Origin of the sequence: Methanosarcina sediminis, assembly GCF_052056915.1 — an archaeon.
Taxonomy (GTDB): Archaea; Halobacteriota; Methanosarcinia; order Methanosarcinales; family Methanosarcinaceae; genus MTP4.
Window position 1 is genome coordinate 3691183 of record NZ_CP195119.1, and the last position, 18654, is coordinate 3709836.

General features: G+C 49.2%; 9 protein-coding genes, 1 rRNA gene and 1 pseudogene. 5 read left to right on the forward strand and 6 right to left on the reverse strand.

The window, feature by feature from the left end; translation table 11 throughout:
- Window positions 1-544: 544 nt before the first annotated feature.
- Entirely contained in the window at window positions 545-1828 is a 1284-nt protein-coding gene (gene thiC, locus ACSAZK_RS16180) for a phosphomethylpyrimidine synthase (RefSeq protein WP_440955064.1), read from the forward strand.
- A 135-nt stretch (window positions 1829-1963) separates the two neighbouring features.
- Here thiC and ACSAZK_RS16185 read toward each other — a convergent pair whose 3' ends face one another.
- The gene (locus tag ACSAZK_RS16185) at window positions 1964-2851 is read right to left on the reverse strand and encodes a DUF2156 domain-containing protein (protein WP_440955065.1); all 888 of its coding nucleotides are present in this window, start codon (window positions 2849-2851) and stop codon (window positions 1964-1966) included.
- A 171-nt stretch (window positions 2852-3022) separates the two neighbouring features.
- Between ACSAZK_RS16185 and ACSAZK_RS16190 the strand changes: the two are divergent.
- Together ACSAZK_RS16190 and ACSAZK_RS16195 are read left to right on the forward strand one after the other, a co-directional pair.
- Window positions 3023-3246: pseudogene (locus ACSAZK_RS16190) on the forward strand (IS630 family transposase); the annotation flags it as partial.
- A gap of 627 nt (window positions 3247-3873) precedes the next feature.
- Window positions 3874-4371 (forward strand): N-acetyltransferase family protein, encoded by a 498-nt coding sequence (locus ACSAZK_RS16195; protein WP_440955066.1) that lies wholly within the window; start codon window positions 3874-3876, stop codon window positions 4369-4371.
- Between the two features lie 64 nt (window positions 4372-4435).
- Here the strand turns inward: ACSAZK_RS16195 and ACSAZK_RS16200 are convergent, their stop codons facing one another.
- From ACSAZK_RS16200 to ACSAZK_RS16210, 3 genes are all read right to left on the reverse strand, one after another.
- The gene (locus ACSAZK_RS16200) at window positions 4436-4852 is read right to left on the reverse strand and encodes a DUF3303 domain-containing protein (protein ID WP_440955067.1); all 417 of its coding nucleotides are present in this window, start codon (window positions 4850-4852) and stop codon (window positions 4436-4438) included.
- A 375-nt stretch (window positions 4853-5227) separates the two neighbouring features.
- Window positions 5228-10621: a tetratricopeptide repeat protein gene (locus ACSAZK_RS16205; RefSeq protein WP_440955068.1), complete on the reverse strand. Its 5394-nt coding sequence runs from the start codon at window positions 10619-10621 to the stop codon at window positions 5228-5230.
- Between the two features lie 539 nt (window positions 10622-11160).
- Window positions 11161-11685: an O-acetyl-ADP-ribose deacetylase gene (locus tag ACSAZK_RS16210; protein WP_440955069.1), complete on the reverse strand. Its 525-nt coding sequence runs from the start codon at window positions 11683-11685 to the stop codon at window positions 11161-11163.
- Between the two features lie 472 nt (window positions 11686-12157).
- Here ACSAZK_RS16210 and mtaA point away from each other — a divergent pair, with 472 nt between their 5' ends.
- On the forward strand, window positions 12158-13177 hold the full coding sequence (mtaA, locus tag ACSAZK_RS16215; protein ID WP_440955070.1) for a methylcobamide:CoM methyltransferase MtaA: 1020 nt from the start codon (window positions 12158-12160) through the stop codon (window positions 13175-13177).
- A gap of 285 nt (window positions 13178-13462) precedes the next feature.
- Here the strand turns inward: mtaA and mtaB are convergent, their stop codons facing one another.
- Window positions 13463-14845, reverse strand: a complete 1383-nt coding sequence (mtaB, locus tag ACSAZK_RS16220) for a methanol--corrinoid protein co-methyltransferase MtaB (protein ID WP_440955071.1) — start codon at window positions 14843-14845, stop codon at window positions 13463-13465.
- A gap of 13 nt (window positions 14846-14858) precedes the next feature.
- Window positions 14859-15641, reverse strand: a complete 783-nt coding sequence (gene mtaC, locus ACSAZK_RS16225) for a methanol--corrinoid protein MtaC (RefSeq protein ID WP_440955072.1) — start codon at window positions 15639-15641, stop codon at window positions 14859-14861.
- A 1511-nt stretch (window positions 15642-17152) separates the two neighbouring features.
- On the opposite strand from mtaC, the gene ACSAZK_RS16230 reads away from it, so the two are divergent.
- A 16S ribosomal RNA gene (locus ACSAZK_RS16230) occupies window positions 17153-18627 on the forward strand.
- The last annotated feature ends 27 nt before the right edge of the window (window positions 18628-18654 follow it).

An 18654-nucleotide genomic window follows, 5' to 3' on the forward strand; every position in this document is an offset into this window, starting at 1 on the left:
TGATCAGGATATTACGGTTCGGATAGTAAAATAAGAGAGAATTTTTCGATTGATTCTCCGAGCAATTTTTCGAATAATTCTTTTATTGATTCCCCTAGTAAATTTAAGAGTAATTCCCGGCTCCGGTTCTGAAATCTTAGCAGTAAAAACCCCGAGCCTTTATATATTAGTTGCTATTAGCCGGATTTTTTCTGCTTTTTAAGCAGCATGTGCAAGCAATACAAATTTTGTGCTTATGTTCGTTCATCTATTATGTGCACACATTATATATTCCTATAGTGGCCGCCACAGTATTTATATATTTCTTTGTTTATAGTTTATTGAGAAGCCCCTGCAAGATGAAAAGCTATATATCAGTATATTGTTTGTTCTACTTTGCAATCAGGGAACGTACAGATTATTCATTATAGTTGGACCGTTTTGCTTTGCCGGTCTGCATACTGGTTTTCCCGGTTGGCCTGTTCAGCTGGTTTGCACCGGGCCGTTTTATCCGGCAGGTCCGCTCTTATTATTATCCGCATTCACCTCATCCCATGGAGTAAAAATGACACTGATGGAAGACGCGAAAAAGGGAATCATAACCCCTGCCATTGAAGCCGTGGCAAAATCCGAAGGAATCGACCCTGAGACTGTCCGCTCATGCGTGGCGAAGGGTCTTATCGCTATTCCCCGGAATAACAGGCGGGATACCCTGCCTGTGGGGATTGGCAAGTTCATGAGCACGAAGATCAACGCCAATGTGGGGACTTCAAGAGACTACGTCGACATCGAGGCCGAAGTAGAGAAGGCAAAAGCTGCCGAAGCTTACGGGGCAAATGCCGTAATGGACCTCTCCACAGGCGGGGACCTGAACGAGATTCGCAGGCGTATCCTCGAAGCCGTGGAAATTCCTGTGGGAACCGTCCCGATCTATCAGGCTGCAGCCTCCCAGAAGACCGTGGTCGAGATGACTTCCGACGACATGTTCAACGCCGTCCGGAAACATGCCGAACAGGGTGTGGACTTCGTTACCGTGCATGCCGGGGTCAACTTAAACTCCCTTGAGCGCCTGCGCCAGAGCGACCGGATCATGAACGTGGTCAGCAGGGGCGGGTCCTTCACCCTGGCCTGGATGCTCCACAACGGGGAAGACAACCCCTTCTACGCCGAATTCGACTATCTTGTGGAAATTGCAAAGGAATATGATATGACGCTGAGCCTGGGGGACGGCATGCGTCCAGGTTGCATTGCCGATGCCTCCGACCGCCCGAAGTTCATGGAATTCATAACCCTCGGTGAGCTTGTGAAGCGTTCCCGTGAAGCCGACGTCCAGACTTTTGTGGAAGGTCCGGGGCACGTTCCCCTTGACGAGATCGAGCTCAGTGTCCGGGGCATGAAAGAGCTCTGCGACGGAGCCCCTCTTTACCTGCTCGGGCCCCTGGTAACCGACATCACCCCCGGCTTCGACCACATAGCTTGCGCAATCGGGGGCGCAGTTGCCGGGATGCACGGGACGGACTTCCTCTGCATGGTAACCCCCTCCGAACACCTTGCCCTCCCCACCCTGGACGACATCAGGGAAGGCACCCTTGTCACAAAACTCGCAGCCCACACCATCGACCTGGTAAAAGAAGGCCAGCGCGAACGTGCCTGGAAACAGGACACAGCCATGGCCTACGCCCGCCGGGACCTGGACTGGGAAAAGCAGTTCGAACTCGCCCTCGACGGAGACCGCGCCCGCAAAATCCGGGACGCCCGTAAAACAGAGAGTGAAGCCTGCTCCATGTGCGGGGAACTCTGCGCTGTAAAAATCGTAAAAGAAGCTTTTGAGAAAAAGAAAGAAGAGTGAAATTTTTCAACTTTTCTTTCAACTTTTCTTTCAACTTTTCTTTCAGCTTTTTCTTTCAGCTTTTTCTTTCAACTTTTTCTTTCAACTTTTTCTTTCAACTTTTTCTTTCAACTTTTATGTAGTGAGGGGAAAGGTTCAACGTTTGAGCGAATAAACCTCGACCATGTGGTGGGGGTGGTACCTAAGCTTTGCTTTTCGAAGGCCGCTGATCCCGAGATCGCTTTCCCTGTTGATGTATTCTACCTCGCTGGCAAGAGCCACTGCAGTTTCTGCGTTGATTACCTTGTAGATCCCTTCATATTCCGCCAGCCCTTTTTCGAAATGGATTAGCTCCGTGTTCGCATTGAGGCGTTCAAAGAGAGAGATTGCGCCTACGTGCGAACCGACCCTGATCAAAAGGCCCCGCAGGGGAAGTTCGGTGTAGTGCTCTATTGCGTAGAAGACCGCCTCTATTTCATGGGCAAGGACAAGATCATCCTCGCACCTTTTGCTCTCACACCACTCTTCAAGGAACTCCCTTACCTCTTCCCGGTTTCCGGGTGTTATCGGCTCAATCGTGTGCTGGTAATTCTTCCGGAACCTGTTGATCTGGCTGCGTATCTTGAGATATTTCTTTCCGGGAAGTTTTGCAAGGTCAAAAGCCCTGTACACATACTCGAAGTGGTTCAGGTCCGGGACCAGCTCAAGTTCAGGTTCGATTTCCCGCACCCACCGTGCCGTTTCAGGATCAACAAACATAAAGGGTGTGTTGTCGCTTACTTCCAGAGCCAGCCGTATAAGCGCACGCATGAGCTCAGGGTCATGGGGGCCGATTGGCGGGTGGAACCGTGTCACTCCTTCGGAGGTGCACGCAAGAATCACGTTTCCGTTCACGTAAGCATACCTGTACTGCATAAAATGTTCCCAGCAGATCATGTCCGTGAATGTGTTGACGCTGTGGGTCTGCGGGTAAAGCGCGTAATGGTGCTCAAAAAAAGCCTGGTCGGCAAGAGTGACTGGTTTGAAATCGTCCAGGTTCAACATTTTAAACAAGACTTTCATCTGGTTTTAAATTATTATGTATCCTTGCACGGTCAGTTAATTAATCTCCAAACAAGAAAATTTCGCTGACTAACAGTTTATCCATCAGGATTACATGTATGAAACTTACTTTTATAAATTGCACTTCCTTCTATAACTACATTACAATACTAACTTGAGATTTTTAGCGATAAGGTTGTAGAGTCCAGCTATATCGAGAACATTTCTCATTAAACAATACGCCGTACTTTAAAAAAAACAAAATAAAGCCCTGGAAAAGGAAAGAACGGATAATTCCCCCGGAACAAAACAGTAGCTTTGTTGCAGATATGGAAATGGTCCCGGATGTTTATAAGCGTTCATTTAATCCACGAAATCCGGTCGTAAGTATGGATGAATTTCACAACAGTAGGACTTACGCAGTTGAATAACAAATAGGTAGCATGAAGCACCAAACTGTTTAAAGCGTAATTTTCTCGTCAAGCTCTCATTCGCTTGATTTTACTTTTCAAGTGCGTAACTCCTAAACAGAAGATGCAAGGGTAAAATTATCACGCCTTTCTCCAACAATTGAAGATTGACGCGACACCAGGAGGAGGCTTAGTTCTTCCAAATTTTATTCTCGGTGTTTGCAGGCCGGAGGTTTACAGTACACGCGGTTAAGAAGTTTCTTTTTCTGCGTCTTTTTCCTCATTTTACGATGGTAAAAGCCGCTCGTCTTCGACGAGCGTGGGTGGGCACGGGTACTGGCACTCGGCGGTTGCCCTGGTTTAGAGTTTCGGCTTATAATTCTGGATGCCGGTTTCATTTACTTCTCTTTTTTCCTGCTGCAGTTGTCTCTCCGAATAAAAAACTTATTAAAAAATGAGCCGGTACCCTATGACATAAGTTCGACTAGTTCGATTCGTTCATTTCATTTGATTCATTCAATTCGTTCATCCCATTTGATTGATTCATTTGATTCATCCGGTTCATCCGATTACTCTTTCATCACGATTTCAAAACAAAGGAAAAAAGGAATAAAAATGACTGTCTCAGAAAACAATTCAAACCTGAACATCCGTATCGCCGAAAAAGAAGACGTTCCTCTCATCCTGGAGTTCATCAAGGGCATTGCCGAGTTCGAAAAACTTTCCCACCTTGTCGAGGCTACTGAGGAAACCCTAATGGAGTCCATGTTCGGGGAGAGGCCCTATGCCGAGGTCTTTTTTGCAGAGCTTGACGGGGTGCCTGCTGGCTTCACTGTCTTCTTCCACAACTTCTCAACCTTTGTGGGGAAACAGGGGCTCTATATCGAGGACATTTACGTAAAACCCGAATTCCGCGGGAAAGGGCTCGGAAAAGCCATGTTCCTCAACTGCATCAAACTGGCAAAGGAAAGGAATTGCGGCAGGGTGGAATGGGTCGTGCTTGACTGGAACCCCGCACGGGAATTCTACGAATACTTCGGGGCAGGGCCTGTGGAAGGCTGGCATATCTACCGTATGGGCGAAGACAAGTTTACATCTGCGCTGGAAAAATGATTCATGAAGTGAGGTATTTTTCCCCACTTTCTTCTTTTTTGGCCTGCATGGTCAGTTTGTGCCTTCAGGTAGTGTCTTCCTGCTGGATGAAGGAATGGTGTTCCAGGCGCTGGACCCTCTTTTCAAGCCCTTCAATTTGCTCCATGAGCTCTTCATTTTCTTCCTCGAGGCCTTCTTCATATTCCGGGGCAGAGGCTCTTCTTTCCCCTAACTTTTCTGCAAGGGCCTGGAATTTTTGCATGTACTCTCCCGACCTCATGATAGGAAAGGTTTCAAACCAGCACAGGTCCATGAAAGGCTGAATCGAAGCTATGTAGGCTTCCGGGTCATCTGTTTCGTAGATAATGAACGAGCGGCAGCCTGAAAGGTCTGTCCACTCATCGATAACTTTCATGCCTTCCGGGTATTCGTACGTTGAGAAAATTTCTCCCACTCTTGCGTTGTCTTCCGGTTCCCAGGAAACAATATCCATGAATATCATTTGTCTTATCCCCCACATTGAAATACGAATTCTGATTTCAGATCCCAATTCCCAATTCGTCATCCCGATTCCGATTCAATATCCCGATTCTCAATTTAATACTGTTTATATATTTAATGCAGTCAAGTATTGTTTTTTCTTCAAAGGGGAATATACTTTTGGGAAAGAATGTTTCTGAAAAGAGTTCGGGATCAAAACGGTTTAGAGGTCAAAAATGAGTCCGGGAATAAAAGAGCCAGGAGAACAAACAAGTTCGGGAACAAATGAGTTAGAGAACAAACGAGCCAGTAGAACAAATAAGTTAGGGGACAGTTTCCTGCTTTTTGACAGGAACTGTCAGTAAAAAGTTCTTTTCAGTAGTTAAAACTCTCGTTTTCAGTGGTTCGCTTCGTCTCTTTCTAGGCTTTTCAGGATCTCGAGCCTTTCCCGGGCATCGGCGAAGTCGGGGTAGAGGCGGAGGATTTCATTGAAGGTCTTGATGGCTTCCTCGTATTTTCCCATTTTCCCGAGGATTACTCCCCGGTAGTTCATGGCCCGGACGTCGCGGGGGTTTATTTTAAGCAGCTTGTCAAAGGCTCTCAGGGCCTCTTCGTAGTCTTCCATCTTTGCAAGGGAGATCCCCAGGTATTTCAGGGACTGTTCATGCCAGGGGTTGATCGAAAGGGCTTCCCTGAAGGCTCTGGCTGCGGTCTCGAAAATGTTTAGTTTGAAGCAGACGACGCCCACGTTGTAGAGTGCTTTGATGTTTTCGGGGTCTTTTTCGAGCACCTGGTCAAAGGATTTCAGGGCTTCCTTGTAACGCTCGAGCCTGCAAAAAGCAATTCCCCTGTAGTTCAGGGCGTCCGGGTTGTCGGGGGAGATGTCCAGGATACGGTCGAAGTATCCCAGGGCTTCTTTTGCCCTGTTGAGCTTGATCAGGGTGGTGGCTGTGTTATAGAGGGCTTCTTCGTCCTGGGGGTCGATTGCCGTGACCCTTTTAAAAGTTTCCAGGGCCGCCTCGAACTCTTCAAGCTCGAGCCAGCAGAGCCCCAGGTAGTTCAGGGCTTCCGGGTCGTCCGGGGAAAGTTCCAGGAGGGTCTCTAGAGTTTCGGCCGCCTCTTCGTACTTCTCAAGGTTGAAAAGCACTAGTGCCCTGTGATAGAGGGCTTCTTTGTGGGCGGGGTCGTGCTGGAGGGCCATGTTGAAAGCCTGCAGGGCTTTTTCGTATTCCTCTATCTCGATCCTGGCAATCCCGAGCCTGTAGCAGGCTTCCGTGAACTCGGAGAATTCCGGGGCAAAAAGGAGTACAAGTTCCAGGTCCCTGGCAGCTTCCTTGAAGTGCAGGAGTTTGAAATTGGCAACAGCCCGGCTGTATAGGGCGTCCGGGTTTTCCTGGTCCAGGACCAGGGCGGAATTGAAAGCCTGGCGGGCTTCTTCGTACCTGTTGAGCCCGAGCAGGGCAAGCCCTTTCTGCTGCCAGGCGGCTTCCAGCCCTGATTTGAGTTCAGTTGCTCTCACGAAAGCTTCCACAGCTTTCTCTTCCCGGTCAAGCCCCCTGAGGGCAAGCCCCTTGCTGTACCAGATGTCCGCATTTTTCGGGTTTTTGGCAAGGAGCCCTCCGAAGGTCTCCAGGGCGGCTTCATAGTGTTCCAGCTTGAGCTGGGTAAGCCCTATCCTGGTCCAGGCATCTTCCAGGTCCCGGTCGCTTACGTCCTGGCTGCCTTCCGCAGTTTCGGACACCGCCTGCTCGAAAGCTTCCACGGCTTCTCCGTAACGTTCCAGGGAGAAGAGAGCAAGTCCTTTCCTGTACCAGGCCTTTGCAATTCCGGGGTTAGCCGCAAGGAGACAGGAATAAGTTTCCAGGGCTTCTTCAGTCCTCCCAAGCTCCATAAGCACGAAGCCCTTCCTGTAAATTGCATCCGTTGCGTCAGGTTTTGCGGCAATTAGTTTTTCCAGGGCAAGCAGGGCTTTTTCATACTGCCTGAGCTCTACCAGGGCTGAGGCAAACTTTTCCAGGATTTCCGTGTAAGCTGCCTCATCCCCGGTTCCGGCTTCCTTGAATCTCTCGGGGGCAAGGGCGAGCAGGGCATTGACGGTCGAGACAGCTTCTCCTGTCCTGCCGAGTTCGAAAAGGGCAAGGGCTTTCTTTTGCAGGACTCCTGGTTCGTGGGCTCCGGCTTTAAGGACGGCGTCAAAAGCTTCCAGGGCTTTTTCGTACTCTTTCAGTTCGAAGGAAATAAGTCCGAGGTAATACGGGAGTTCGGGCCTGGGTGTGGTGCCGGTTTCCCGGAGCCTTTTAAATGCAGGAAGGGCTGCTTTGTAGTTTCTCTGCCTGAAGAGGGCAAGAGCCCGGGCGTATTCCAGGTCTTCGTTTTTCGGGTCCGATTTCAGTGCTGTGGTAAAGGTCTCGGCCGCTTCCCCGTATTCTCCCAGTTCGAAGTGGATGTACCCTTTCTGTTCAAGGGCAGGCAGGTAGCCCGGGACAAGCTCCAGGGCCGAATCAAAGGCAGCTGCAGCCTCCTCCGGTTTCCCGAGTTCCTTCAGGGCAAGCCCTTTCTCGAACCAGGCTTTTTCGCTTTCGGGGTACTGCTGGAGGTAACGGTCAAAAGCTTCCAGGGCTTCTTCATATTCCCCTATTTTGAGGCAGGCCGAACCAAGCGAGGCAAGGACATCCTTGCTGGTTGGGTTGGCGGCCAGGACTTCCCTGAAACCTGCGGCTGCTTCATCATATTTTCCGAGTTTGAGAAGGGCAAGGTTCTTCCTGTGAAGGGCATCGATATTTTCAGGAGCTGCTTCCAGGGCGTCCCCGAAAGCTTCGGCTGCAGCTGCATAGCGTTCCAGGGCAAAGCAGGCAAGCCCGAGCTGGTAAGGGGTATCGTGGCAGTCAGGGTCTATTTCCAGGGCCCTGTTGAAGTCTCCTACGGCTTCCTCGTGCCGCTCCTGGCTGCTGAGGGCAAGGCCCCTGAAGTACCAGGCTTCCGCAAGCCAGGGGTTCTGTTCAATAAGTTCGGAGAAAGTTTCCAGGGCCGCATCGTAAGCTTCCTGCCGGATAAACACAAGACCTTTCCAGTAGAGGGCAGAAGAGGCTTTCTGGGACCCATCCTTTATTTTGTCAAGAATAGAGAGGGCTTCTTCGTAATGGCCCAGCTGGAAGTTGGAGACTCCCAGGTTGAACCTTGCCTCCTCGTTTTCAGGGTCAAGTTCGAGGAGTTCGGCAAAAGCCACGGAAGCTTTTTCATGCTTCCCCAGGCGGAGCAGGGAAAGCGCCCTGTGGTAGAGTGCGGAAAGGTTTTCAGGGTTCTTTTCAAGGTATGTCTCGAAGGCTTCCTGGGCTTCCTCGTACTGCTTGATTTCGAAGAGGCAAAATGCCCTGTGCTCCCTGGCTTCCGGATTCTCCGGGTTCAGGAGGAGCGCGGTTTCAAAGGCAGAGGCAGCTTCCCTGGGCCTGTGCAACCTGTGGAGGGTCAGGCCCTTGTAGTGCCAGGTTTTTTCCGAGTCCGTTTTTTCCCGGAGCACGCTTTCGAAGGTTTCAAGGGCAGGGGTATATTTCCCCAGTTTCATCTGGGCAAACCCCTTGCAGGTCCAGACGTCCTCATAATCGGAATCCCTGATAATCACCCTGTCAAAGGCTTTTATAGCTTCTTCGAAACGTTCGAGCTCCAGGAGCACCAGCCCTTTCCTGTACCAGGCGTCTATGGACTCTGGTTTCCGGGAAAGGACTTGCTCGAAAGCTTCCAGGGCTTCTTCAAATTTTCCGAGTTCCATTGAGAGCATGCCTTTCTTAAACTGGAGCTCGGGGTCAAGGGAATTCTTTGCAGCTAGCTTTTCAAAGGTTTCCAGAGCTTTTTCATGCTTGCCCAGTTCCATTTGAGCAAGGGCCAGGTTGTATTGAAGTTCGGGGTAATCGGGGTCAAGGGCCAGGACTTTTTCAAAACATTCCAGAGCAGCTTCTTTTCTCTCGAGCTTGAGGAGGGCTTTTCCCCGGTTGTAAAGGGAAGAAGTGTCTTCAGGTTTGCTCTTCAGGACTTCGGAAAAGGCTGCTTCGGCTTTATCATACTCTTCAGCCGAAAGCAAAATGAGGGCCTTGTTTTTCCAGGCGTCTTCATAATCGGGCCTGAGTTTCAGGGCCTCGTCAAAAGCTTCGAGGGCTTTTTCCTCTTCCCCGAGCTTTCCGAGGACAATTCCTTTCTTGTTCCAGCCTTTCTCAAGATATGGGTTCTGCCGCAGCCCTTCTTCAAAAGCTTCCAGGGCTTCTTCATAGCGTTCCAGGGAATAGAGAGCAAAACCTTTGTTCAGCCAGGAGCTTTCGGATTCCGGTTTTAGTTCAATGGTTTTCTCAAAAGCTTCGAGGGCTTTTTCGAATTCCCCTGAGTCAAGGCCGAGGAGGCCTTTCTGGAACCAGAGGTTGAAGTTTTCAGGTTCCTCTTCAAGGCTTTCCGAAAGGGAATCCTGGGCTTCCTCGAGGTTGCCGAGTGCCACAAGCACAGTGCCCCTGAACTTCCGGGCCTCGGTATGTTCCGGGTCGAGTTCGAGCACCCTGTCAAAGGCTGCCAGGGCCTCTTTATATTTCCCGGTCTTTGCGAACAGCCGCCCCTGCTGGAACCAGGCGTCCTTATATCCGGGGTTCAGCCGGGTTACTTTGGCAAAGGATTCGGCGGCGGGTTCGAGACGCTGCAGTTTCACGAGGGCAAGAGCCCGGTTGTACCAGATTTCCTCCATTTCCGGGTAGATTTCCAGGAGGGAGTCAAAGGCTTCGAGAGCTTCGTCGTAGACCTCCAGTTTCATGAGGGCAAAGCACTTGTGGTTCCAGGCTTCGAAATAGCCGGGGTCAAGCTTGATTGCTTCCCCAAAGGCATCAATGGCTTCGTTGAACCGGAGGAGCTGGAGCAGGAGCGTCCCCTGCCTGAACCAGGCGTCTTTGTGCTCGGGGTTGATTTTCAGTAATTTCGAGAAACTTTTTTCGGCTTCTTCATAGCGGGAAAGTTCACTCAGGAGGACTCCTTTGCTGTAAAGGGCCGGTTCGTGGTTCGGGGCCTTTTTCAGGAGGGATTCAAGGCATTCCAGGGCTTCTTCGTTTCTCTCGAGTTTCCCGAGAACCAGGCATTTCTGTTCCCTGGCATCCATATACTTCGGGTTTGCCCGGATAAGGGAATCGAAAGCTTCCAGCGCTTTTTCGTATTCTTCAAGTTGTGCAAAAATCAGTCCCCTGGAATACAGGGCTTCGCTGTGTCTGGGGTTGATTGAGAGCACGCGGGCAAAACTTTCCAGGGCGGTTTCATATTGTCCCGCCTGTCCGGATACCGTGCCCCTGGCGTACCATGCATCGACGTATTCAGGTTCCGTTTCCAGGGCTTCCTCAAAGCAGAGTAGGGCATCTCCGTCCCGGTCCAGTTCTGCCAGGGCAAGCCCTTTCAGGTACAGGACTTCCGGGTTTTCCGGCTTGATTTCAAGGGCATGCTCGTAGGTTTCCAGGGCAGCATCAAACTCTTTAAGGGCGGCTAAAGCAAGCCCTTTCTGCTGCCAGGCATCGGGATTTCCGGGATCAAGCTGCAGGACTTCGTCAAAGGAGTTCAGGGCTTCTCCGGGTTTTCCGGATTCCAGCAGTGCGAGCCCCCTGTTGAAAAGAGCCCCGGGGTGCTGCGGCTCTTTGTTCAAAATTTTGTTGAAGACGTTGATAGCTTTTTCGTACCTTCTGTGTTTAAAAAGGTCAAGGCCTTTTCGAAAGGCTTCTTCCTGACTGATAATAATTCCTCCGATCCCTTTTTTATTTTTTATTTCCTGCAGACTCAAAAGCAAAGCACAAATTCAAGACTTAAGTACATCTCTTCTTTCCCTCTTTTCGGGATGTGGAGCTTTCCTTCTCCGCTGTCCTGTATTATGCACTTTTTATTGCAACCTACTTTTTATTGCAGCTTATAACTGCGGCAATTTATCGTTTCTTTGCAAGTTTGTAATTGTGATTTTATGATTATAGCTGTAATTTTGTGATTATAACTGTAATTTTGTGGATTATAGTCCCGAACGTAAATATTTACACTTACATTATAACCACGGAAGACACGGAAAGCGCGGAAGGACTGTGTCCTATTCCCTTTATTCCGTGTTTGACTGTTCTGCCCACAAATTCTTGTCACTATTTACTTTTATTTGGGACTATTCTTCTAACATACTATATAAATAATCCTCCAGGTTGTTTCCGAGATATTCTTTCTCCTTGTCCCGTTTTTCTCTCAGTTTCTCACCTGTGGGGGACCGGGGCTTTATCTTTGCAAGCTCCATACCTTATAAAATAAAATATAAAAAGATAATAAGGGATATAAATTATTTTTTCAAAGCTCCATTTCAAGGGCTCTTCGGAGGTTCCGACAGGCTTCCCTGTTAAAGCAGACCAGGGTTACTTTTTCTGGCAGTTCGTTTTCCCGGAGGAAATGCCTTATTTCGGAAACCGCAACCTTTGCAGCCCTGTCAGCAGGAAAACCGTATGCTCCCGTGCTTATGGCCGGGAAGGCGATGGTCTTTACGGAAGTTTCCTTTGCCAGTTTCAGGCTTTTCCGGTAGCAGGATGCCAGTAGTTCGTCCTCGCCCCTCCCGCCTCCGTGCCAGACAGGGCCCACAGTATGGATGACCCATTTTGCGGGAAGCCGGTACCCTTTAGTTAGCTTTGCTTCCCCTGTCGGGCAGCCGTTCAGGGTCCTGCACTCTTCCAGCAGTTCCGGGCCTGCAGCTCTGTGGATTGCCCCGTCCACTCCCCCGCCTCCGAGGAGGGTGGGGTTGGCTGCGTTTACGATGGCTTCCACGTCCAGTTTTACTATGTCGCCTTCAATTACTTCGATTCTTTCTGATATCGGAAGCATGTTCCGGCTCTCTTTCTCCCTGATCTTTTAAAAGTTTTGTGTATCAGTTCCTGTTTTTCCGACTATTCTCGTATCCCAAACATCGGTGCCCTGCACAATAGTGTCCCATACAACGGTATTCCGATTAATGGTGCCCCGCACAACGGTGCCCCTAATATCGATATACCAAACAATGATATAGCATAAAATAGAGATTATACTAACCAGTCCTGACCTGTAAAATTTCAGTTTCCTGCTGGCGATATTGCTTGCACGGATAGCTTAAAAACCGGCATGTCTCTGGGGGATTTCGAGGCAGAGCAGGAAAAAAAGTCTGATCTGAAAATCAAGGCAGGAACCTGGTAAATTACAGATCGTAAATAAATAATACATTGGGTGTAAAATTTGTGTTAAGTGGGCTGTGGAGAAATCCCGTATTGGAGAAAGCCCATATTCCTGAACCAGGGAATCAAAATTATGGGGAGGATAAAGAATGAGTGACCTGACACTTAAAGAGAGGCTGTTAAATGCCCTTGAAGGTAAAGAGGTTGACAAAGTACCTGTTTGTTCCGTTACCCAGACCGGGATCGTGGAACTTATGGATGAGGTAGGGGCGCCCTGGCCGGAATCCCACTCTGACGCCGAGCTGATGGCAAAGCTGGCGATTGCAAATCATGAACTAAGCGGGCTCGAGGCTGTGAGGGTCCCTTACTGCCTGACCGTACTTGTGGAAGCCATGGGCTGTGAGATCAACATGGGTACGAAGAACAGACAGCCTTCTGTTACCGGGCACCCGTACCCCAAGAGCCTGGACGATGCAGCAATTCCCGAAGACCTCCTGCAGAGAGGAAGGATTCCGGCAGTGCTCGAAGCCATCAAAATTATCAGGGATAAGGTCGGCCCTGATGTCCCGATCATCGGCGGTATGGAAGGCCCTATCACCATTGCCTCCGACCTGGCAAGTGTAAAGTCCTTCATGAAATGGTCCATCAAGAAACCTGATCTCTTCGAACAGGTCCTTGATCTTGCAACCGAAGCCGCAATAATCTATGCAAATGAAATGGTTAAAGCAGGCGCAGACGTCATCTCCGTTGCAGACCCAGTCGCTTCCCCTGACCTGATGAGCCCTGACTCTTTCAAGGACTTTCTCATGCCCAGGCTGCAGAAATTCTCCGGAGCAGTCAATTCCACAACCATCCTGCATATCTGCGGAAACGTGAACCCTGTCCTTGACTACATGGCTGACTGCGGCTTTGAAGGCCTGAGCGTGGAAGAAAAGATCGGCAGCGTAAAGAAAGCAAAAGAAGTCATCGGGACCCGGACAAGGCTTGTCGGAAACATCTCGAGTCCTTTCACCCTTCTGCCGGGCCCGGCTGATAAAATCAAGACCGAATCCAGGCAGGCTTTGGATGACGGTATCGATGTGCTCGCCCCGGGCTGCGGGATCGCCCCGATGACCCCGCTGGAGAACATCAAGGCTCTTGTGGTTGCCAGGGACGATTATTACGCCTGAACTTTGTCCTTAAATTCAACTATCTGAAAAACAGATTATTTTTTCCTTTTTTGAGATTTTTTTCAGGCTTTTTTAGGCGTTTAGCGGCCACTTTAAACATATACGCCCGATTCATCAATCTTTTTGATTCACAGCAATGTTTGATTTATCAGATGTTTTATTTCTAAAAACAGGGCTATTGAACCGGGGGTTATTGAACTAAAATGATTGAAAGCACGAGCAAAGCTAAGAAGGAAAGCAATTTAAACAAAATAAAAAAAAGAGAAGGAAGAGAACTTTCCTCATTCAGAGGTCGTAGTTCTCGGGCAGGAACACCTTTACTTCCTTCTTGTACTTATCAAGGCAGTCGCTCATGAACTTGTCCTTGTCATCGGTCATTCCTTCAAAGGCTTCCTTTGCGTCTGCAAGGGCTTTGGCTTCGAATCTGGAGAGTTCGAGTTTGCCTTTTGCGCCTTCTTCGATGATGTTGATACATTCCACGGCGGCGTTCTTGGCACGGAGATAGATGTCTTTTCCGTCCTTTGCGATTGCTTCACCTACTCTGTAGGCGTGTGGGTAGGCAAGGACAAAGCCCTGCGGGTCTCTGTACATGTCAGAAGCAACGAACATGTCCCTGAGGGTCTTTTCGTTGCCTGAGTCAAGGGCCACGTTCATGAGAGAACAGTCGTATGCAAGGGATTCTCCCCAGCACTGCACGGTAGTACCGCCGAATTCCCCATGGTATTCCACGGATTCGTTGGACCAGAGGTCACAGCACTGCATGACGAGGTTCCCCATGACGTCAGAGTGGGCACAGGTAGAGGTCTTACCTTCCTGGGCAATCGGGACACCTGAAATGGCTTTTACGATTGTGTTCTCGTAACCGCAGTCCTTACCCGGGCCTGTTGCGCCGCATTCGTATGCAACAAGGGATCTCGATGCTGAAATTGCCCTTGCGATGATTGCCAGGGTGTGGGCGAGGTTCTTGTCCAGAAGTCCGCCTGCAATGAACATTGCGGTGTTTGCCTGGGCACAGTCCGTGTCCCCTGCTGCAACGGTGCCGGTCTTCTTGGCGATGTCCGCAACACCCTGCCAGACGTATTCCATGTCCATGGCGCCCAGGCAGCCAATACCGTAGAGGACACCAGCCATGTCGTTTCTCAGGATGGCGTAGTCGAAGACTTCCTTTCCGCCCATGCTTTCGACGGAAAGCAGGTCTGCCCCGTTCTCAGCGCACTGCTCGAAGGATTCCATAAGGACTGAGTATTTGTCCTTGAGTTTCAGGAAGTCACGCTCTTCACGGACGTCTCCCGGGGTGTGTCTCAGGGCACATTTGATCCCGTACTCGTCGTGGTAGTCTTCCATGATGGCTTTCTGGGCGTGGGCCACAGCGCCTCCCCACTCCGGGTTGTTTGTCATCTGCTGGACGTGTTCGGTTTCAAGGACAACGGCAGGTGCTCCAATCTGGACCATCCTTGCCATAGTGTCTGTTGTGATCTTTTCATATTCCTTGATAAGCTTCTCCCTGGATGCCCCTGCTTCCGGTCTTGGTGCATAGTTGACTTCAGGAGTTGTGTATCCGGCACCGATCTCCAGGCCCAAACCAGCTTTTACGGGCTTGACGGCTTTTCCGAAGATCATGTCATCCGCACTTGCATATGCCATTTTAGTGTATCTGTTTACTGCCATCTACTTCACCTCCTCAGTGTTTATGGAATTTCTCCCTAAGCTTCACGATGTTGTCCCCATTTTCCTTGATGAAGTCTGCCATCTTCGGGGCATCGGATGCTTCTTCACCATAGACTCCGAGTTCGTACTGGGCTACGAAGTCCTGGTTCACGGCACCACCGCCGCATGCGAAGGGTACCCGGTATCCTTTCTCAAGGAGTTTGTCATTGATTTCCTTGAAGGCATACATGGTTGTGGTCATGAGAGCGGTTCCTGTAAGCATTAGGGGGCTCTCTTTGTCCACTGCATCGATAACTTCATCGACAGGCACGTCCCTTCCGAGGTCTACTACATCATACCCGTTTGCTCTCAGGAGGGCGACGACAATGTTCTTCCCAATGTCATGTACATCCCCTTCTGCGACATGGCAGATGATCTTGCCCTTGACCTCCGGGGCTGTTCCTGCTTTTTCTTTGCAGTATTCGATACCTTCCAGCATTGCGTCAGCGGACATCATGACGTTTGGCAGAAAGATGACTCCTTCGTCGTAAAGCCTTGAGACGACCGCCATGCCGGGCATCAGGGCTCCATTGATGAGCGAGATCGGATCCTTGCCTGAGGCAACTGCCTTTTTAAGACCTTCTACAACGTCGTCTTCTTCACCTTCAAAGATGGCCTCTGCAATCGAACGGATGAATTCATCTTTTGGATAAAGCTCGGCTGCTGCCTCTTCGGGTGTCATTTCCTTTTCCATTTTTACGTTGTAACGTACCAGAATAGCTCCGGGATCTATGTCTATCAAATATCTAACCTCCATTTTAACAATTGAGGAGAATTGAATCCCTGATTCTATTGTGGGTGCTATGGATGCCAAAACATGGCTTAAAAGTCAAACATATCTAATAAGGATCAATATCAGATGCGAATCTCTAATTTCCCCTTTTTAGATAGATGCATCTATTGAAAACCTGAATTAGATGTTAAAATCCATACTCTTCCCAAACTCTCTAAGGGACTTTTAATTCCCCTTTAATAAATTAGGACATGCCATATATAAATCCCACGCAAGCACCTAAATGTTAGCCGGAAGCAAGGCAATTAGCACCGTTTTTACTGGTAATCTTGTAATCCTGGGTGGATTGTTTTCCGGAATTCGGCGAATACTCGGAGGTTTCCTGCTTTAATTTCGGTTTGCTAAGGGAGGTCTGATTAGTCTGATTAGTCTGATTAGTCTGATTATTAAGATTAAAATACGGAATTGGATTGGAAGTTTGAAAACCTGGATTTGATTTGAGGCTGATTAAAGGCTTGTTGTATAATGTCCTGAAAATATTTGTCCTGAAAATATAATTTTCGGGTTGTTATGGTTCATGTGTCTCTTAAATGGTAAACTCTCCTTCGGTACGAGGGCTAGCACATCTCTACTAATATTACACATCTCTCTTAATATATATTTATGCCAGAATCTATATAATTCGTTGAATCTTGTTTCTATAATTTCTACATTTCTCATGTTTTTTCTTATGGTTGGTGTATGCATTTGTACAATTCATGGGCTGGATTAGGTTTCTCCGTATCCGAATTTGATTTGATATTTGCCCTGGTTGGGGCTTAGTGGCTAGATATGTACATTTGTGGTGCTGAGGGCTGGCTACTTAAGTTAAATATGTGATATGTTATGGCGCTACAGCAACAACTATTTATATGGGTCGTGCGTTTAGAGAATTCCCTGGTCACAAAGGATCAGGCGAGCAGTAATCAATAGATCCAGGCAAAATATCTTTATTTTGTTTGAGTTCTATATGTTGAAAATTGTTCGATCAAAACCTTTATATATCAAAAGTGATATTCTGGTATTCCCTGATTCAAATGAATCAGGCGGACAATAAACTCATAGGTGCCGACAAAAAGATTCTTTTTGTCTGAAATCGATGTGTTGAAAATTGTTCGATCAAAACCTTTATATATCAAAAGTGATATTCTGGTATTCCCTGATTCAAATGAATCAGGCGGACAATAAACTCATGGATGTTGACAAAAAGATTCTTTTTGTCTGAAATCGATGTGTTGAAAATTGTTCAATGAAAACCTTTATATATCAAAAAGGATATGTAAGGAATCCCTCACACATCTGATGTGTGGTGGAATACAATATCTCTATCATCTTTTAATGGAGACTGAAGCTTTTTTCAGTCTGACGAGGATTTGTCGGTTCGGTTAATTCTGGTCGGTGGTTTTTACAAACTATCGAGAATCTGGAAATAGCTGAATTGGCTGTTTGTGCAGTTTCTACGACCAATTTCTTTAGAACAAGTGTGCGATACATTAATTCTGGTTGATCCTGCCAGAGGTTACTGCTATCGGTGTTTGCCTTAGCCATGCGAGTCAAATGTTCTTCGTGAACATGGCGTACTGCTCAGTAACACGTGGATAACCTGCCCTCAGGTCTGGCATAACCCCGGGAAACTGGGGATAATTCCGGATAACGCATATGTGCTGGAATGCTTTATGCGTCAAAGGTCCTCCGCCTGAGGATGGGTCTGCGGCCTATCAGGTAGTAGCGGGTGTAATGTACCTGCTAGCCGACGACGGGTACGGGTTGTGAGAGCAAGAGCCCGGAGATGGATTCTGAGACATGAATCCAGGCCCTACGGGGCGCAGCAGGCGCGAAAACTTTACAATGCGGGAAACCGTGATAAGGGGACACCGAGTGCCAGCAACATTTGCTGGCTGTCCACGTGCGTAAAATGCACGTGTTAGCAAGGGCCGGGCAAGACCGGTGCCAGCCGCCGCGGTAACACCGGCGGCCCGAGTGGTGATCGTTATTATTGGGTCTAAAGGGTCCGTAGCCGGTTTGGTCAGTCTTCCGGGAAATCTGTCAGCTCAACTGATAGGCTATCGGGGGATACTGCTAGACTTGGAACCGGGAGAGGTAAGAGGTACTACAGGGGTAGGAGTGAAATCTTGTAATCCCTGTGGGACCACCTGTGGCGAAGGCGTCTTACCAGAACGGGTTCGACGGTGAGGGACGAAAGCTGGGGGCACGAACCGGATTAGATACCCGGGTAGTCCCAGCCGTAAACGATGCTCGCTAGGTGTCATGCATGGTGCGACCGTGTATGGTGCCGTAGGGAAGCCGTGAAGCGAGCCACCTGGGAAGTACGGCCGCAAGGCTGAAACTTAAAGGAATTGGCGGGGGAGCACAACAACGGGTGGAGCCTGCGGTTTAATTGGACTCAACGCCGGAAAACTCACCGGGGGCGACAGCAATATGTGGGCCAAGCTAAAGACTTTGCCTGAATCGCTGAGAGGAGGTGCATGGCCGTCGCCAGTTCGTACTGTGAAGCATCCTGTTAAGTCAGGCAACGAGCGAGACCCGTGCCCACTGTTACCAGCATGTTCTCCGGAACGATGGGTACACTGTGGGGACCGCTGATGTCAAATCAGAGGAAGGTGCGGGCTACGGTAGGTCAGTATGCCCCGAATCTCCCGGGCTACACGCGGGCTACAATGGTCGGGACAATGGGTCCCTTCCCCGAAAGGGGTTGGCAATCTCACAAACCCGTCCCTAGTTCGGATCGAGGGCTGTAACTCGCCCTCGTGAAGCTGGAATCCGTAGTAATCGCGTTTCAATATAGCGCGGTGAATACGTCCCTGCTCCTTGCACACACCGCCCGTCAAACCACCCGAGTGAGGTATGGGTGAGGGCACGGACATCGTGCCGTGTTCGAACCTGAATTTCGCAAGGGGGGTTAAGTCGTAACAAGGTAGCCGTAGGGGAATCTGCGGCTGGATCACCTCCTAAGCTAAAGAAACTGCCACCGGCCAGA